Raw genomic sequence first — 15,600 nt, 5'->3', positions numbered from 1 at the left:
TCCGTCAGCGGCTGGTAGCCGAGCGGCGCCAGGAGCACCGCGCTCGCTCCGGCGCTCTGCGCGTCCTCGGCGAGCGCCAGCACCTGCGAGGTGCGCAGCGCCCCGATCCCGACCACGACCGGCACCGGGCCGGCGCCGCGGACGGCGATCTCTGCTGCGCGCCGGCGCTCGCCGCGGTCCAGGTACGGAGCCGAGCCGGTCGAGCCCAGGGCGCCGATCGAGTCGACTCCCGCCCGCGCGAGCCGCTCGACGAGAGCGGCGAACGACCGCTCGTCGATGCTGTCGTCGCGGAGCGGTGTGAGGGGGAAGGCGCTGAGTCCGGTGAGCACGTCGGTCCGTTCGCTGGGGGCGGGAGGGGCCCGGCCAGTCTCCCCGGCGGCAGGGGCCCGGTCGAGGCCAGAACCGCCGGGGGCCGGGGGACCAGCCGTCACTCCGCGTCGAGCACCACTCGGGAGTGGAGTCCGAGCCGGTCGAGGAACGCCTCGTCGTGGCTGACGACGACCAGGCCGCCCCGCCAGGCGGCGAGAACGTCGACGAGGTGGTCGGTCGTGGCGAGATCGAGGTCGTTCGTCGGCTCGTCCAGCACGAGCAGCTGCGGAGCGGGCTGCGCCAGCACGAGCCCGGCGAGCGCGACGCGGAACCGCTCGCCGCCCGAGAGCGACGCGATCCTCCGATCGACCACGTCGCCGCGCACCAGGAGCCGCGCGAGGGCGTTCCGCAGCTCGACCGCCGGACGATCCGGCGCGGCCCGGGAGACGTGCTCCCGCACGGTGGCCTCCTCGTCGAGGAGTCCCTCGCGGCGCTGGGGGAGCCAGCCGACCCGCTCCGTCAGCGCTCGGGCCGTGGTGCCGGCGAGCGGATGCTCCCGCGCACCCGGCGCCCCGACGAGGTGCTCGAGCAGGGTCGTCTTCCCCGTCCCGTTCGCGCCGACCACGGCGATCCGCTCCGGCCCCTGGAGCACCGTCGTCCGGCCGCGCACCGTCACCTCCGCCAGACGGCGCCCGGCCGCGACCCCGGGGTCCGGCAGGTCGAGGCGAACCCGGTCGTCGTCCCGGACTGCTCGCGACGCTGCGTCGACCTGCTCGCGCGCCCGCGCCTCCGCGGCCCCGTGCCCGGAGCGCAGCCGTCCCGCGGTCGCCTCGGCTCGTCCTCTCCGCGCGTTCGCGAGGATCGCGGGCATCGACTCCGCCGATCGCGCCCCCGCCCGCGCCCGGCGGGCGATGGTCGTCTCGGCCTCGATGCGCTGCCGCCGCTCGGCGCGGAGAAGCCGGTCGGCGTCGCGCAGATCGCGCTCCGCGGCCGCCTGCTCGAGGGCGAGCCGCTCCTCGAACGCCGAGAACGTCCCGCCCGAGGTGCGGACCGCCCCGTCGCGCAGCTCCGCGATCTCGTCGACGTGCTCGAGCAGCTCCCGGTCGTGGCTGACGAGCACGAGCGTCCCGCGCCACCGGTCGACCAGGTCGAGCAGAAGCCCTCGGGAGCGCCGGTCGAGGTCGTTCGTCGGCTCGTCGAGCACGGCGATCGGCCGGCCGCGCAGCCGGACGCCGGTCGCGGCCGTGAGGACGGCCTGCCCTCCGGAGAGGGTCGCGACCGGCCGCAGCAGGTCCGCCTCCTCCAGGTCGAGCCCGGCGTCGCCGAGTGCGGCGAGCGCCCGGGCCTCGAGGTCCCAGTCGTCCGCGAGCACCTCGAAGTGCCGCGGATCCGCGTCGCCGCGGAGGATCGCGTGCAGAGCGTCCAGGCGATGCCGGATCCCGAGGAGATCGGCGACGGTGTCGTCGGGCCCTCGCCGGAGGCGCTGGGGCAGCAGGTCGACGGGTGCCGTCGTCGAGACGCTCCCGGCGGTGGGGGAGAGGCCGCCGGTGACGAGGCGGACGAGGGTGGATTTGCCGGCGCCGTTCGCGCCGACGAGACCGGTGCGCCCGCGGCCGAACGCAGTGGTCACGCGGTCGAGGACGACGGAGCCGTCGGGCCAGGCGAACGTGCAGTCGTGGAGGACGACGGCAGGCGGGGTGGTGCGGGAAGTGGAGGGCACGGTGCTCCAGGGGTCGGTGTCGGCGCACGACGACCACCGGGCTCCGAAGGAGCAACGGCTCGCCCCTGAGGGGCGGGCACGGGGGACGTCAGTGCGAGAGCAGCTGCTGCGTCGTGGACGCAGTACCGGTGCTGGGGCGCAAGAGTCCGTCTTCCGTGCGGGGAGCCCCCGTGACCGCGAGCCGCTGGATCGGCCGGTGTGGCGGCCGCACCGACGTCGCGGCTCGCGACGAGGTACGGGTCGACCGTACGTGCCCGTCGGACCCGTGCGCAACCGTGACCGACTGCTCGTCCGCGGCCTGCGTCCGTCGGCGCCGTCGCGCGGCTCGCGGCGGACGGCTCTCCACCCACGGCGGGACGGCCGGACCGCCCGGGTGTGCACGCTGCTGCCCGCCGGTCGAGGGGGTCGCCGGCGGGCCCTCCCGTCGCCGGGCCCTCACTACGCTGAGCCCATGGTGACCATTCGCGACGTCGCGGCCGATGCGGGGGTGGCCCGCAGCACGGTGTCCTACGTGCTCTCCGGCAACAAGAAGCTCCCGGAGGCGACCCGCCTGCGCGTGCTCGCGAGCGTGGAGCGGCTCGGCTACCGGCCCGACCCGATGGCGCGGGCCCTGGCGCTGCGGCGCACGAACATCCTCGGCTTCTTCGCCTCCGTCGATCCGGAGTCGCGGCAGACCGATGTCGACGTCTTCATGCGCTTCGTGCGGGCGGCGATGTACGCGGCCCGCGCCCGCGGCTTCGACCTGCTGATGATGGGCACGGGCGAGGGGGAGCTCGCGCGCGACGTCCTCGCCGATGCGCTCGTCGTGATGGACATCCGCCGGGACGACCCCCGGCTGCCGGTCCTCGCGAGCATCGGCCTGCCGACCGCGCTGGTCGGCTACCCGGGCGAGGGCAGCCCGTTCAGCGCGATCGACCTCGACTTCGACGGCGCGGCGCGGGTCGCCGTCGACCACCTCGCCGACCTCGGGCACGTCGAGATCGCGGTCCTCGGGATGGGCCCCGACGCCTACGAGAGCGGCTACGCCTTCGCCCTGCGGTTCCGCGAGGGCTTCCTCGACCAGTGCCGCCTGCGCGGCGTGCGGGGAGCCGTCATCCCCAGCACCGACGACGTCGACGACTGGTTCGAGCAGGCGCAGGAGCAGCTCCCCGGCCTGAGCGCCGTGGTCACGCACGGGCCGGGCGTGCTCGAGCCGTTCCTGCAGCGCCTCAGCGGCCTGGGCCTGCGCGTCCCGGAGGACTGCTCGATCATGACCATCGCCCCGGAGGCGGTGATGCGGCACGCCGACCAGCCGGTCACCGTGGTGGACCTGCCCGGCGACGAGATGGTCTCGCGGGCGGTCGACCTGGTGCTCGACGAGCTCGCCGGCACCGCGACTCCGGGAGTGACGGAGCTGCTGCCCGCGGTGGTCGTGGACCTCGGCACCACCGCGCCCTTCTCGCCGGGCACCAGCCGGGGCGTCGTCCCCTCGTGGCGGCGGGCGCGCGGCTGACGTCGCCGGGTCGTCCGGAGCGTTCCCCGGGCGATCGGTGAACCGGTTCTCCGAAATCTATTGAACCGGTTCTCCGACTCGGTTAGGCTCGCCACGACTTCCGGACGGACCGCCTCAGCGGGCGCCCCCGGAGGGTCTTCCCGGCGCGAGCGCTCCGCTCGTCCCGACCGTATTCAGAGAGGAATACCGTGAAGAACAGCATCCGACGGGCCGCAGGCGCCGCCTCCCTCGTCCTCATCGCCGGAGTCGCCCTCAGCGCGTGCAGCGCACAGGGAGCGGGCGACGACTCGTCGAAGTCGCTCACTCTCTGGGACAGCTTCACCCAGTACGACGCGTCCTCCCCCTACGGCCAGCTCCTGGCCGGCTGCGAGGCCTCGACCGGGATCACCCTCGAGCGCACCTCCGACCCCGACCTCACCACCAAGCTCCTGCAGTCGGCCGCGTCGAAGACCACGCCGAACCTGGTCGTCCTCGACAACCCCAACGTCGCGAAGTTCGCCGACACCGGCCTGCTCGTCGACAACGCCGCCTCCGGGCTCGACACCAGCGACGTCCTCCCGAACGTGCTCGCCGCCGGCCAGCTGGACGGGAAGACCTACGGCTCCTCGATCGGCTCGAACACCCTCGCGCTCTTCTACAACAAGGCGCTCTTCGAGGCCGCCGGCGTCACTCCGCCGACGACCTGGGACGAGCTGACCACCGCCGCGAAGGCCCTCACCGCGGGCGACGTCACCGGGCTCGGCTTCTCCGCGATCGGCACCGAGGAGGGCACCTTCCAGTTCCTGCCCTTCTTCTGGGGCTCCGGTGCGACCCTCGAGGACATCTCCTCCGACGACGCCGTCTCGGCGCTCGCACTCTGGACCGACCTGGTGAAGAGCGGCTCGGCCTCGCAGGCGAACGTCAACGCCAACCAGCAGGACGTCCGCGACCAGTTCCTCGCGGGCAAGCTCGGGATGATGGTCAACGGCACCTGGCAGCTCTCCGCCCTCGACGAGGCGGGCATCGACTACGGCGTCGTGCCGATCCCGGCGAAGGACGGGGGAGCGGCACCGAGCCCGCTCGGCGGCGAGTTCGTCGAGGTGGTCGCCTCCGACGCCGCGAAGCAGACGCTCGCCACGGAGTTCGCGCAGTGCGTCATCCAGCCCGACAGCCTGAAGGCCTGGGCGGCCGGCCAGTCGTACATCATGCCGTACGCCGACGCGGCCGCCGAGCAGGCGACCGAGGACCCCGCGCTCCAGCCCTGGGTGGAGGCCATCTCGGTCGCGCAGGGACGCACCAGCGACCTCGGCGTCGCCTACCCCGACACCTCGAAGGCGCTCTGGACCGCGATCCAGGAGTCGCTGACCGGCTCGAAGACGCCGCAGGCGGCCCTCGACGACGCCGCGGCGAGCCTGAAGTAGCGGCCGCATGACCGACCCCGCCGTGCTCACGGCGCCGGTCGCGGGCGGGGCGGCCACCAGGCCGCCCGCCCGCCGCCGACCCCGCTCCCACCTCCGCCTCGCCGCCGCCGCCTTCATGGCGCCCGTGGTGATCTTCCTCGCCGTCTTCTTCGTCTACCCGATCATCCGCGGCGTCGTCCTCAGCCTCCAGGACTTCGGACCGTCGTCCTTCGTGACCGGGATCGCCCCCTTCGTCGGCTTCGACAACTACGTCACGGTCGTCACCGATCCGATCTTCGCGAGCATCGCCTGGCACACCGTGGTCTTCACCGTGGTCTCGCTGGTGGGCCAGTTCACGATCGGCATGGCCCTGGCGCTGTTCTTCAGCCGCCGGTTCCCGCTCTCGGCGACGTTCCGCTCCCTCATCCTGCTGCCGTGGCTCCTGCCGCTGATCGTCTCGGCGACGGCCTGGCGCTGGATCTTCGACCAGCAGTTCGGCATCCTGAACGCCGCGATCGGCACGCCGGTCGGCTGGCTGACCGATCCGTCCGTCTCGCTGTGGGCGGTCATCATCGCCAACATCTGGCTGGGCATCCCGTTCAACATGGTGCTGCTGCACGGAGGCCTGCAGGGCATCCCCGAGAGCCTCTACGAGGCCGCGGCACTGGACGGCGCCTCGCGCTGGCGGTCCTTCTGGAGCATCACCTGGCCGCTGCTGCGACCGGTGACCTCCGTCACGCTCCTCCTCGGCCTCGTCTACACGATCAAGGTGTTCGACGTCATCTGGATCCTCACCAAGGGAGGCCCGGCCAACAGCTCGCACACCCTCGCGACCTGGGCCTACGAGCAGTCCTTCACCGACCTGCAGTTCGGAGTCGGTGCGGCGGCCGGCCAGATCCTCGTGATCGTCGCCCTCGTCTTCGGCGTGATCTACATCCGCGCCCAGCGCAAGGAGGACCTCGGATGAACCGGCACACCACAGGGCTGCGCCGCGGGATCGACGTGGTCATCGCGATCGTGCTCTGCGGCTTCCTCCTCTTCCCGCTCTACTGGATGGTCAACGTCTCGCTGACCAAGCCGCAGAACCTGATCCAGACCCCGCCGAGCCTGTTCCCCGGCGACCCGACCCTCGACGGGTACGTGCAGGCGTTCTCGACGCAGCTGCCGAACCTCATCACGAGTCTCGTGATCTCGATCGGCTGCGTGATCCTGACCCTGGCGATCGCTCTGCCCGCGGCTTTCGCGATGGCGAAGTTCCGGGTGCGGGGGACCGGCGTCGTGATGTTCGTGTTCCTCCTCGCCCAGATGATCCCCGGAATCGTCCTGGTCACCGCGCTGTTCGCGATCTACAACGCGCTGGGGCTGCTCAACACCTATCCGGGCCTGATCCTCGCCGACGCGACCGCCTCCGTGCCGTTCGCGGTGATCATCCTCCGGGCCTTCATGCTCGGCATCCCCGACGAGCTGATCGAGGCCGCGCGGATCGACGGTGCGAGCAACTGGCGCTCCTTCGTCTCGATCGTCATCCCGCTGAGCCGGAACTCGATCGTGACCGCGGGCCTGTTCTCGTTCCTGTTCGCCTGGGCCGACTTCCTCAACGCGAACTCGCTCACCTCGGGCAACAGCATCGTGCCGTTCACCCTCGGCCTCTACCGCTACATCGGATCGACCACCACCAACTGGAACGGGATCATGGCGACCGCCGTGATCGCCTCCATCCCGGCCGCCGTGCTGCTGATCGTGGCCCAGCGCTACGTCGCCGCCGGGGTCACCGCCGGCGCGGTCAAGGACTGAGCGCCGTGCCCGACTCGAGGAAGCAGTTGCACATGGACACCGACGCGTTCGCGCTCGAGGGGGACCGCCTCGTCTGGCGCGGCGACGGCGAGACCGTCGTCGTCGAGCCGTGGGGGAGGGACAGCGTCCGGGTCCGCGCCCGCCGGTCCGGGGAGGTCCTCGACACCGACTGGGCGCTGATCGCCCCCGAGCGCCACGCGCCGGAGGTCTCGATCGATGGACCGCGGGCGACGCTGCGCGCCGGCGGCATCACCGTCGTCCTCGAGCAGCAGGAGGGCTACGGGTACCAGACCGGCTACCACGAGCTCTCCTGCTCCCTCTCCTTCTACGACCGTCGAGGGGAGCTGCTCTTCCGGGAGCTCGGGAGCGGGGGAGCGCTCAAGCTGCGCGCCCGCGAGCAGCGTCCGCACCTGGGCGGCGACTTCCGGCTGACCGCGCTGTTCGAGACGTCCCCCGACGAGAAGCTGTACGGGATGGGGCAGTATCAGCAGGACATCCTCGACCTGAAGGGCTGCACGCTCGAGCTCGCGCACCGCAACTCCCAGTCGAGCGTCCCGTTCGTGCTGTCGAGCCGCGGCTACGGGTTCCTCTGGCACAACCCCGCGATCGGCCGCGCGACTTTCGCGGCCAACCGCACGGAGTGGTCCGCCGAGTCCTCCCAGCAGCTCGACTACTGGGTGACCGCGGGGGAGACCCCGGCCGACATCACCCGGGCCTGCGCCGATGCGACCGGGCACGTCCCGATGATGCCCGAGCACGGCCTCGGCTTCTGGCAGTGCAAGCTGCGCTACTGGAACCAGGAGCAGCTGCTCGAGGTCGCCCGCGAGCACCGGCGCCGCGGCCTGCCGATGGACGTGATCGTGGCCGACTTCTTCCACTGGCCGCACATGGGCGACTTCCGCTTCGAGGAGGAGTTCTGGCCGGATCCGTCCGCCATGGTCGCCGAGCTGCGCGAGCTCGGGATCGAGCTGATGGTCTCGGTCTGGCCGCAGGTGTCGGTCGAGTCCGAGAACTACATCGCGATGAAGAAGGGGAACCTCCTCGTCAAGGCCGAGCGGGGCCTGGACCTGCACATGCAGTTCGAGGGTCCGAGCGCGTTCTACGACGCGACGAGCCCCGCCGCCCGGAGGTTCGTCTGGGAGGCGTGCCGGCGCAACTACGGCGAGCACGGGATCCGGCTCTTCTGGCTCGACGAGGCCGAGCCCGAGTACGGCGTCTACGACTTCGACAACTACCGCTACGCCGCCGGCCCCGCCGTCCAGGTCGGCAACCTCTACCCGCAGGCGTTCTCCCGCGGCTTCTTCGAGGGGCAGAGCGAGGGCGGGGAGACCGCGATCGTCAACCTCGTCCGCACCGCGTGGGCGGGCAGTCAGCGCTACGGCGCGCTCGTGTGGTCGGGCGACATCCACTCGACCTTCGCGGACCTGCGCCACCAGATCACGGCCGGCATCCACATGGGCGTCGCGGGGATCCCGTGGTTCACGACCGACATCGGAGGATTCGCCGGGGGAGACCCGTCGGATCCGGAGTTCCGTGAGCTCCTCGTGCGCTGGTTCCAGTTCGGCGCGTTCAGCCCCGTGATGCGCTTGCACGGCGACCGCGCGCCGTCGGCCCCGGTCACGGCCGCCGACGGGAGCCGCCGCGCCGCGACCGGAGCCGCGAACGAGGTGTGGAGCTTCGGCGAGGAGGCCACGCCGATCCTCACCCGCCTGCTGCATCTGCGCGAGACCCTGCGCCCGTACACGCGCGAGGCGATGCGGGAGGCGCACGAGCTGGGCCAGCCCGTGCTGCGCGCGGTGTTCCACGAGTTCCCGGGGGACCCGGAGGCCTGGGATCTGGCCGACCAGTACCTCTTCGGCTCGGACCTGCTCGTGGCTCCGGTCACGCACGCCGGAGCCGTCTCCCGACGGGTCTACCTGCCCGCCGGGGCGCGCTGGACGGAGCTCTCGACGGGCGCCGAGCACGAGGGCGGGCAGTGGATCGTCGCCGACGCGCCCCTGGCCGTCATCCCGGTCTTCGCGCGCGACGGTCGGCAGGCGCACCTCGTCGGGCAGCTCTGAGCGAAGGCTCCCCGCTGTCCGGAGGTTCCGCCGCGAGGAGCGCCCCCGCGTCAGCCCGTCCCTTCGAGCCAGAAGTCGACCGCGTCGGGGGACGGGCGTTCGGCGACCCGGACGACGTCGCCGAATTCGAGCACGCTGTCCGGATCCTCCTTGACGGCCGGCCACCGCTCGCGGCCGGCGGCGTCCGGATCGCCGTGGGAGACGAATGCGAGCCAGCGCGCGGTCATCTCCTGCTCGAGCCGGCGGTCGACGTCCGTGTAGTCGGCGTCGCCGTCCGCCCCGAGGTTCCCGTACGCGTACATCACCTCGGCGCCGTGGTACGCGCCGAACCGCTCGAGTCCGCTCTCCGGGGGAGTGCGCGTGAAGATGTAGGCGTGGACGCCCGCCCGTCCGGTCCGGGCGGCCGTCAGCGCCCAGAGCCGCATCGGGGCGGTCATCGTCCGGTCGCTGTCGGCGCGCAGCCGGGAGTCGACGACCTGGTCCTCGACGGCACCCGGGTACAGCGCGAGGAATCGGTCCGCGTCGTCTCCGTGCTCCCGGCGCACCTCCTGCTCGTAGGCGTCCGGATCCGGGTCGACGCCTCCCAGCAGATCGAGCGAGGTCTCGTCGGAGTTGCTGCCGAGCAGGAGGGGGACGTCGTTCTGCCGACCGGCCTCGTAGACGGCGAGCGGCGTGTCGGGGAGGACGACGCCGTCGATCGAGGGCCACCAGTGTTGCGAGAGGCCAGCGGCGGCCGTGACGATGCGCTCGGCCGGTAGGGCCCTCATCTCGGCGAGGCTCGCCCCGCCGAGCGCCTCGCTCAGGCGCGCAGCCGCCTCCCGTGCGGTGGCGGCGTCGTCGTAGAGGTCGCCGGCCTCGCGGTCTCCCGCCGACCCCAGGCATCCTCCGCTCTCCCCGATGATCCCGTGGAGGAGGCCGGCCGCGAGGGGCGAGGCCCCGAGGATGCAGGCGCTGCCGGAGCCGGCGGACTGGCCGGCGACCGTCACCCGCCCCGGGTCCCCGCCGAAAGCGGCGATGTTGTCCTGCACCCACTGCAGAGCGGCGACCTGGTCGAGCAGTCCCTGGTTCCCCGGGGTGCCGCCGCCGAGCACATCACCGGCGAGGAATCCGAGGACGCCCAGACGGTAGGCGACGGTGACGACCACCGCGCCCCGGGAGGCGAGCGCCGCGCCGTCGTAGGCGGGGAGGGCGCCGGACCCCGAGACGAACGCGCCGCCGTGGAGGTAGACGAGGACCGGGCGGGAGTCGCCCGCCCCGCCGGCCGGCGTCCAGATGTTCAGGCGGAGGCTGTCCTCGTCCGTCGCGTACCCGCCGAGGAGCGTCTCCTCCAGCGGCAGGGCGAGCACGCGGGTCGCCGCTCGGGAGAGGAACGTCGGCTCCGGCTGAACGGCGGAGGGGCCGAAGTCGTCGGCCACGAGGGTCGCCGACCGCTGCGGGGCCGGGCGGGGCGCCTCCCAGCGCAGCGGACCGACCGGGGGAGCGGCGTAGGGGATCCCCGCGAAGGCGTCGACCCCGGCCGCGGCGTCGTGCACACCGACGACGTCGCCCTGCCGGGTCGTGACCGGGGCGGTGTGCGGACCGGCGAGCGTCCGCGTCGCCGGGAGAGGACCCGCGGCGAGGGCGACGGCTCCGACGAGCCCTGCGGACGCGACCCAGGCCGCCGTACGCAGCATCCAGTGCCGGTGCCGCCAGCTCCTCGAGACGGCCGCGATCAGGACCGCGGCCGCCGCGACGACGAGCCACCCCCACCACTCCACCCGGTTCAGCCAGGCGAGGACCGCCCCGATGAGCACGACGGTCGCGGTCGGCAGCCACCGGGACCGTCGCCGTCGAGGATCGGGCGTTCCAGTTCTCGATACAGTATGCATTGGAAACGAAACGTACTGAAAATGCCCATCCAGCGCAAGCATCCGAATAGGCTGGGGGCGTGGTCACAGGCGAGCAGGCTCCGGTCCGGCGGAGGAGCGAGACGCGACGACGTCTCCTCGCCGCGGCCGCCGAGCTCTTCGAGAGCACGGGCACCATCGGCCAGCGCGTCGAGGACATCTGCGGGCAGGCGGGCTTCACCCGCGGCGCGTTCTACTCGAACTTCGCCGGCGTCGACCAGCTCTTCCTCGCACTCCACGAGGAGCAGGCCGCGCGAGTGTGGGGGAGCCTGCAGGAGGCTCTCGACGTCCAGCTGCAGGAGGAGCACCGCGCGGCGACCCTCGACGGCGCCGTCCGCTCCCTCCTCGACGCGCTCCCGTCCAGCCGCGAGTGGTTCTCCCTGCGGTCGGTGCTCCTGGCCCGCGCCGCCGCGGACCCGGAGTTCGCCGAGCGGATGATGATCGACGACGACCGCGTCTCCCGCGAGCTGGGCGAGCGCTTCGCCGCCCTCGCCGCCGTGCACGGCCGCGTCCCCGCCGTCGAGTCCGCCGTCCTGGCGAAGGCGGTCGTCGCGGCGCACGTCGGGTCGGTGAGCCAGTGGCCCGTGGACACCAGCGCCGAACTCACGCAGCGCCTGGTCGTCGCCGCGGTGATCCGAGGCCTCACCGTCGAAGCGCCCGGTCTGCCATCGGAGCGCGGCGGCGATCGATGACGTCCTGTCGCAGGAGCGTTGAGGGGAGCCGATCGCCATCCCTGCAGAACGGGACATCGGTCGAACTGACATAATGTGCATTATCGGATAACGGCGGAAGGGCCGGACGGACCGGGATTGAGGCCCCCGACGGTCCGGAACGTCATCAGCGGATCGGCGAATGCTCCACCCACGCCTCGACGTCACCAGCACGTCTCGGTCGGAGTGTCGAAGCGCGTGACCAGCCGCAGCTGCGGATCGACGGTCATCGTGCCGCGGACGCCGTCGTCGACCCGATCCTCCCGGGCGCCCGCCGCAACGCGCGTCGGCGGTCCTGCGAGCGCTCCCGCCGGTTCACCATCACCGCGACGGCATCGAGAAGGATGCTCACGCCGCCCGGCGTCCGCCGGCGGACGGACTGCGCCCACGACGGCGTCGGACTCCCCCGATGCCGGTCCACTGCCGTCCACCGGGGCCATCCGTCGAGGAGCGCAGACCCGTGCGCCGGCGTCAGCCCCTGGTGAGGATCAGGCGAAGTCGGAGATGTCGCCGACGAGGCGGGTGTTGTCCGCGGGGATCGGCTCGACGGCCGCCAGAGCGACCTCGGCCGCGAACTCCTGCACGTTGTAGAGCTTGCCGGCCGACTCGCGACGCGAGCTGATCGCGCCCGGGTTCGCGCGCTCCAGCAGGGTCGCGGTGATGGTGCCCTCGATCATGTCGCCCGAGACGACGACGAACTCGATCCCGCGCTCGGCGAGCTCACCGATCCGCTCGCGCAGGGCGTCCTCGCCGGCGCGCTTGGAGAGCGCGACGGGCTCGTACTCGGGCATCGTGGGCGTGGTCCGGATGAAGTGCGCCTGGTGGCTCGTGACGAACACGACACGGGAGCCCTCGGAGAGCAGCGGCAGCGCCGCGTCGAGCACGGCGACCTGCGAGTCGCGGTTGAGGACCATCGCGTAGTCCTCCCCCATGTTGCTCTCCATGCCGCCGGAGGCGTTCAGGACGAGCACGTCGAGTCCTCCGTACTCCTTCTCGATGCGGGAGAAGAGCTCGGCGCGCGAGTCGGCGTCGGTGAGATCGGCGCCGACGGCGACGGCGGTGCCGCCGGCCTCGACGATCTGCGCGACGAGCTTGTCGGCGCGCGGCGCCTTCGAGCGGTAGTTGACGACGACGCGGGCTCCGGCCTCGGCCAGGTAGCGGACCGTGTCGGCGCCGATGCCGCGGGACGAACCGGTGACGAGAGCGCGCTTGCCGTCGAAGGAGCCGGGGGCGAGGGGATTGGACACGGGTATTCCTCCAGAACGCCGGCTCGGAGACCGGATCGGGCACGATGACGGGCCACGGCCCGACGGAGGAGTCTACCAAGGGCCTCGAGACCGTCGGCGCACCCCCTCTCCCAGCCCTCGTCCGGGGGGCGTTGATAGCCTGGGAATGCTCGTCGAGGGGAAGGAGCACACAGCATGGACGCTGTCACCCAGTACGCGTGGATCCTCTGGCTCGCGCTGATCCTCATCTTCGTAATCGTCGAGATGATCACCCTCGAGTTCACGTTCCTGATGCTCGCCGTCGGCAGCATCGGCGGACTGCTGACCGGGCTGGTCGGGGCTCCCTTCTGGGTCCAGGTCCCCGTCGCGGCCGTCCTCGCCGCCCTCCTGCTGTTCACCGTCCGGCCGCCGCTGCTGCGGCTGCTGAAACGGGGCGGCGATCCCACCCCCAGCGGAGCGGACGCTCTCCTCGGGCTCTCCGGCAGCGTCGTCCTCGCCGGCCCCGGAGCCGGCCAGGTCAAGCTCGCCAACGGCGAGACCTGGACCGTCCGCCTGTCCCCGCTCGTCGAGGACCGCACACTCGGAGTCGGCGAGAGAGTCGTCGTCACCGCCATCGAGGGCGCGACCGCGGTCGTCGTCCCCGCCGAAAGGAGCACACCGTGACACCGTCCTCCGTCGTGACGATCGTCGTCGTCGCCGCCGTCGTCCTCTTCGCCCTGGTCGTCCTCTTCCGAGCGGTCCGCATCATCCCCCAGGCCACCGCCGGGGTCGTGGAGCGCCTCGGCAAGTACCACAAGACCCTGCTGCCGGGCCTCAATCTCGTCGTGCCGTTCATCGACCGGGTCCGCCCGCTGATCGATCTGCGCGAGCAGGTCGTCTCGTTCCCGCCCCAGCCCGTGATCACGGAGGACAACCTCGTCGTCTCGATCGACACGGTCGTCTACTTCCAGGTGACGGACGCCCGCGCGGCGACCTACGAGATCGCCAACTACCTCGGCGCGGTCGAGCAGCTGACCACCACCACGCTCCGCAACGTCGTCGGCGGCCTGAACCTCGAGGAGGCGCTGACCTCCCGCGACAACATCAACGGGCAGCTGCGCATCGTCCTCGACGAGGCCACCGGCAAGTGGGGCATCCGCGTCGGACGCGTGGAGCTCAAGGCCATCGACCCGCCCCTCTCCATCCAGGACTCGATGGAGAAGCAGATGCGCGCCGAGCGCGACCGTCGAGCCGTGATCCTCACCGCCGAGGGCACCAAGCAGTCCCAGATCCTGAACGCCGAGGGTCAGCGCCAGGCCGCGATCCTCGCTGCAGAGGGCCAGGCGAAGGCGGCGGTCCTGCGGGCCGAGGGTGAGGCCAAGGCGATCACCACCGTCTTCCACGCCATCCACGAGGGCCGCCCCGACAGCGAGCTCCTCGCCTACCAGTACCTCCAGACACTCCCCAAGATCGCCGAGGGCAGCGCGAACAAGCTCTGGGTCATCCCGAGCGAGCTCACCGAGGCGCTGAAGGGCATCGGAGGCGCGCTCGGCCAGCGCGGCCAGTCCGCGCCGGCGGTCCGCCCGCAGGATGCGGCACCCCCGTCGGCGCCTGCGGCGTCCGCGCCTGCCGCATCCGGGTCCGTCGGCTCCACTCCTGTCGAGCCCGGATCCGACACGTCCGCCCCCGTGGCGCCCGCGACGACCGACGGAGCCCCCGGCTCGGCGCCCACTCCCCCGCCGCCGGCCGTCTAGCCGCGGACCCGGTCCGCGATGCGCACCCCTGAGCGACCCCTCGCCCTGAGCGGGCCGACCCCCCGGGTGATCGCGCATCGCGGGTTCGGCCAGCAGGCCGAGGGCAACACGCTCGCCGCCTTCGAACGCGCCCTCGCCGCGGGTGCGGACCTCCTCGAGACGGACGCGCGCGCCTCCCTCGACGGGGTCGCCGTGCTCGTCCACGACGCCGAGGTGATCGACCGCTCCGGCCGCCGCCACGTCGTAGCCGCCACCCGGTGGGAGGAGCTCGCCGACCTCCGACTGGCGGGCGGCGCCCGGCTCGCCTCTCTCGAGCAGGCCCTCGCCGCACTCCCCCGCGCGCGCTTCAACATCGACGTGAAGTCGCGGGACGCGATCGACCCGGTCGTCGCGGCGGTGTCCGGCGCCGCCGCCGCGGAGCGCGTCCTGATCACCTCGTTCTCCGAGATCCGTCGAGCAGCGGCCCTCCGCCGTCTTCCCGGCGCCGCGACCTCGGCGTCGGCGGTCCGCTTCGTCGTCGCCCTGGTCGCCGCCCACCTCGGCGCCGCCCTCCCCGTGCGTCTCGCTCTCCGCGGCATCGACGCGCTCCAGGTGCCCGAGCGCGCGCTCGGCCTCCGCGTCGCCGAGCCGCGGATCCTCGCCCGGCTGCGGGTGACCGGCTGCGAGATCCACCTCTGGACCATCGACGATCCGGAGCGGATGGAGCAGCTCCTCGCGCTCGGGATCGACGGGCTCGTGACCGACCGCACCGACCTCGCCCGAGCGGCCGTCGACGCCTTCCTCAGCGCCCGTCAGCCACGCCCTCAGGAACCGCGGAATACGCCTCCGACCTGAGGATTCTCTGGCAATGGCAGGGACGGGAAGACCACCTCCAGGTACGACGTTGACACTGGGGAAGCACAGCGAGAGGAGACCACACAATGGCAGATCGAAGCTTGCGAGGAATGCGGCTCGGATCCCAGAGCCTGCAGAGCGAAGAAGGCGTCGTCTTCTCCCCGCGATCGACGTACGAGTACCACTGCGCGAACTGCGGCCACGACACCGACATGGTGTTCTCGGCCGATGCGGAAGCACCGGAGACCTGGGAGTGCCGCTCCTGCGGTCACGAGGCCACTCTGATGGTGGACTCGAAGCCGGTCGTCGTGGACAAGGGCGAGCAGAAGGCTCCGCGCACCCACTGGGACATGCTGCTCGAGCGTCGGACCCGCGCGGAGCTGGAGGAGCTGCTCGAGGAGCGGCTCGCCTATCTGCGCGCCAGGCGCGGCGAGCACAAGATCGGCGCGTAGCGCCG

Annotated in this window: 14 protein-coding genes; 10 read left to right on the top strand and 4 right to left on the bottom strand. The window is 72.3% G+C overall.

The genetic code is table 11. The features are described 5' to 3' along the window. Both C5D04_RS03925 and C5D04_RS03920 read right to left on the bottom strand, forming a co-directional pair. The coding region (locus tag C5D04_RS03925; protein WP_181137667.1) for a dihydrodipicolinate synthase family protein at nucleotides 1–329 on the bottom strand (329 nt) is incomplete at its 3' end. Nucleotides 330–427: 98 nt separating this feature from the next. After that, a complete protein-coding gene (locus tag C5D04_RS03920) occupies nucleotides 428–2,029 on the bottom strand; it encodes an ABC-F family ATP-binding cassette domain-containing protein (protein WP_104347265.1) in 1,602 nt (533 codons plus the stop codon). A 451-nt stretch (nucleotides 2,030–2,480) separates the two neighbouring features. On the opposite strand from C5D04_RS03920, the gene C5D04_RS03915 reads away from it, so the two are divergent. The 5 genes from C5D04_RS03915 to C5D04_RS03895 all read left to right on the top strand — a co-directional run bounded on the left by C5D04_RS03915 (nucleotide 2,481) and on the right by C5D04_RS03895 (nucleotide 8,754). After that, nucleotides 2,481–3,521 carry a LacI family DNA-binding transcriptional regulator gene (locus tag C5D04_RS03915; protein WP_104222050.1) on the top strand — a complete coding sequence of 347 codons (1,041 nt, stop codon included), beginning with the start codon at nucleotides 2,481–2,483 and terminating at the stop codon, nucleotides 3,519–3,521. 188 nt (nucleotides 3,522–3,709) lie between these two features. Then, nucleotides 3,710–4,921, top strand: a complete 1,212-nt coding sequence (locus C5D04_RS03910) for an extracellular solute-binding protein (protein WP_104222048.1) — start codon at nucleotides 3,710–3,712, stop codon at nucleotides 4,919–4,921. 7 nt (nucleotides 4,922–4,928) lie between these two features. Continuing rightward, entirely contained in the window at nucleotides 4,929–5,867 is a 939-nt protein-coding gene (locus C5D04_RS03905) for a carbohydrate ABC transporter permease (protein ID WP_104225253.1), read from the top strand. Beyond that, entirely contained in the window at nucleotides 5,864–6,694 is an 831-nt protein-coding gene (locus C5D04_RS03900) for a carbohydrate ABC transporter permease (protein ID WP_104222044.1), read from the top strand. The genes C5D04_RS03905 and C5D04_RS03900 overlap by 4 nt, the downstream gene beginning before the upstream one ends. A gap of 32 nt (nucleotides 6,695–6,726) precedes the next feature. Continuing rightward, nucleotides 6,727–8,754, top strand: coding sequence for a TIM-barrel domain-containing protein (locus C5D04_RS03895; protein ID WP_104347264.1), 2,028 nt, complete (start codon nucleotides 6,727–6,729; stop codon nucleotides 8,752–8,754). A 50-nt stretch (nucleotides 8,755–8,804) separates the two neighbouring features. Here C5D04_RS03895 and C5D04_RS03890 read toward each other — a convergent pair whose 3' ends face one another. Then, a complete protein-coding gene (locus tag C5D04_RS03890; RefSeq protein ID WP_219815005.1) occupies nucleotides 8,805–10,547 on the bottom strand; it encodes a carboxylesterase/lipase family protein in 1,743 nt (580 codons plus the stop codon). Between the two features lie 134 nt (nucleotides 10,548–10,681). Here C5D04_RS03890 and C5D04_RS03885 point away from each other — a divergent pair, with 134 nt between their 5' ends. After that, nucleotides 10,682–11,332, top strand: a complete 651-nt coding sequence (locus C5D04_RS03885) for a TetR/AcrR family transcriptional regulator (protein ID WP_104347262.1) — start codon at nucleotides 10,682–10,684, stop codon at nucleotides 11,330–11,332. A gap of 506 nt (nucleotides 11,333–11,838) precedes the next feature. Here C5D04_RS03885 and C5D04_RS03880 read toward each other — a convergent pair. Beyond that, a complete protein-coding gene (locus C5D04_RS03880) occupies nucleotides 11,839–12,597 on the bottom strand; it encodes an SDR family oxidoreductase (RefSeq protein ID WP_104250337.1) in 759 nt (252 codons plus the stop codon). Nucleotides 12,598–12,771: 174 nt separating this feature from the next. Here C5D04_RS03880 and C5D04_RS03875 point away from each other — a divergent pair, with 174 nt between their 5' ends. The 4 genes from C5D04_RS03875 (at nucleotide 12,772) to C5D04_RS03860 (ending at nucleotide 15,595) form a co-directional block, all read left to right on the top strand. After that, entirely contained in the window at nucleotides 12,772–13,239 is a 468-nt protein-coding gene (locus tag C5D04_RS03875; RefSeq protein ID WP_104222034.1) for an NfeD family protein, read from the top strand. A 14-nt stretch (nucleotides 13,240–13,253) separates the two neighbouring features. Next, nucleotides 13,254–14,309, top strand: a complete 1,056-nt coding sequence (locus C5D04_RS03870; RefSeq protein ID WP_374952912.1) for an SPFH domain-containing protein — start codon at nucleotides 13,254–13,256, stop codon at nucleotides 14,307–14,309. An 18-nt stretch (nucleotides 14,310–14,327) separates the two neighbouring features. After that, on the top strand, nucleotides 14,328–15,143 hold the full coding sequence (locus C5D04_RS03865; protein WP_104347261.1) for a glycerophosphodiester phosphodiesterase family protein: 816 nt from the start codon (nucleotides 14,328–14,330) through the stop codon (nucleotides 15,141–15,143). An 86-nt stretch (nucleotides 15,144–15,229) separates the two neighbouring features. Beyond that, nucleotides 15,230–15,595: an RNA polymerase-binding protein RbpA gene (locus C5D04_RS03860; protein WP_068207052.1), complete on the top strand. Its 366-nt coding sequence runs from the start codon at nucleotides 15,230–15,232 to the stop codon at nucleotides 15,593–15,595. Nucleotides 15,596–15,600 lie beyond the last annotated feature (5 nt).

Source organism: Rathayibacter sp. AY1D2 (assembly GCF_002932695.1).
In the GTDB taxonomy this organism is placed as follows: Bacteria; Actinomycetota; Actinomycetes; order Actinomycetales; family Microbacteriaceae; genus Rathayibacter.
This window is presented reverse-complemented; position numbering and strand designations above follow the sequence as displayed.

Coding starts and splice junctions, on each gene's coding strand:
- C5D04_RS03915 (WP_104222050.1), top strand. CDS start 2,481: ATGGTGACCATTCGCGACGTCGCGGCCGATGCGGGGGTGGCCCGCAGC.
- C5D04_RS03905 (WP_104225253.1), top strand. CDS start 4,929: ATGACCGACCCCGCCGTGCTCACGGCGCCGGTCGCGGGCGGGGCGGCC.
- C5D04_RS03900 (WP_104222044.1), top strand. CDS start 5,864: ATGAACCGGCACACCACAGGGCTGCGCCGCGGGATCGACGTGGTCATC.
- C5D04_RS03895 (WP_104347264.1), top strand. CDS start 6,727: ATGGACACCGACGCGTTCGCGCTCGAGGGGGACCGCCTCGTCTGGCGC.
- C5D04_RS03875 (WP_104222034.1), top strand. CDS start 12,772: ATGGACGCTGTCACCCAGTACGCGTGGATCCTCTGGCTCGCGCTGATC.
- C5D04_RS03865 (WP_104347261.1), top strand. CDS start 14,328: ATGCGCACCCCTGAGCGACCCCTCGCCCTGAGCGGGCCGACCCCCCGG.
- C5D04_RS03860 (WP_068207052.1), top strand. CDS start 15,230: ATGGCAGATCGAAGCTTGCGAGGAATGCGGCTCGGATCCCAGAGCCTG.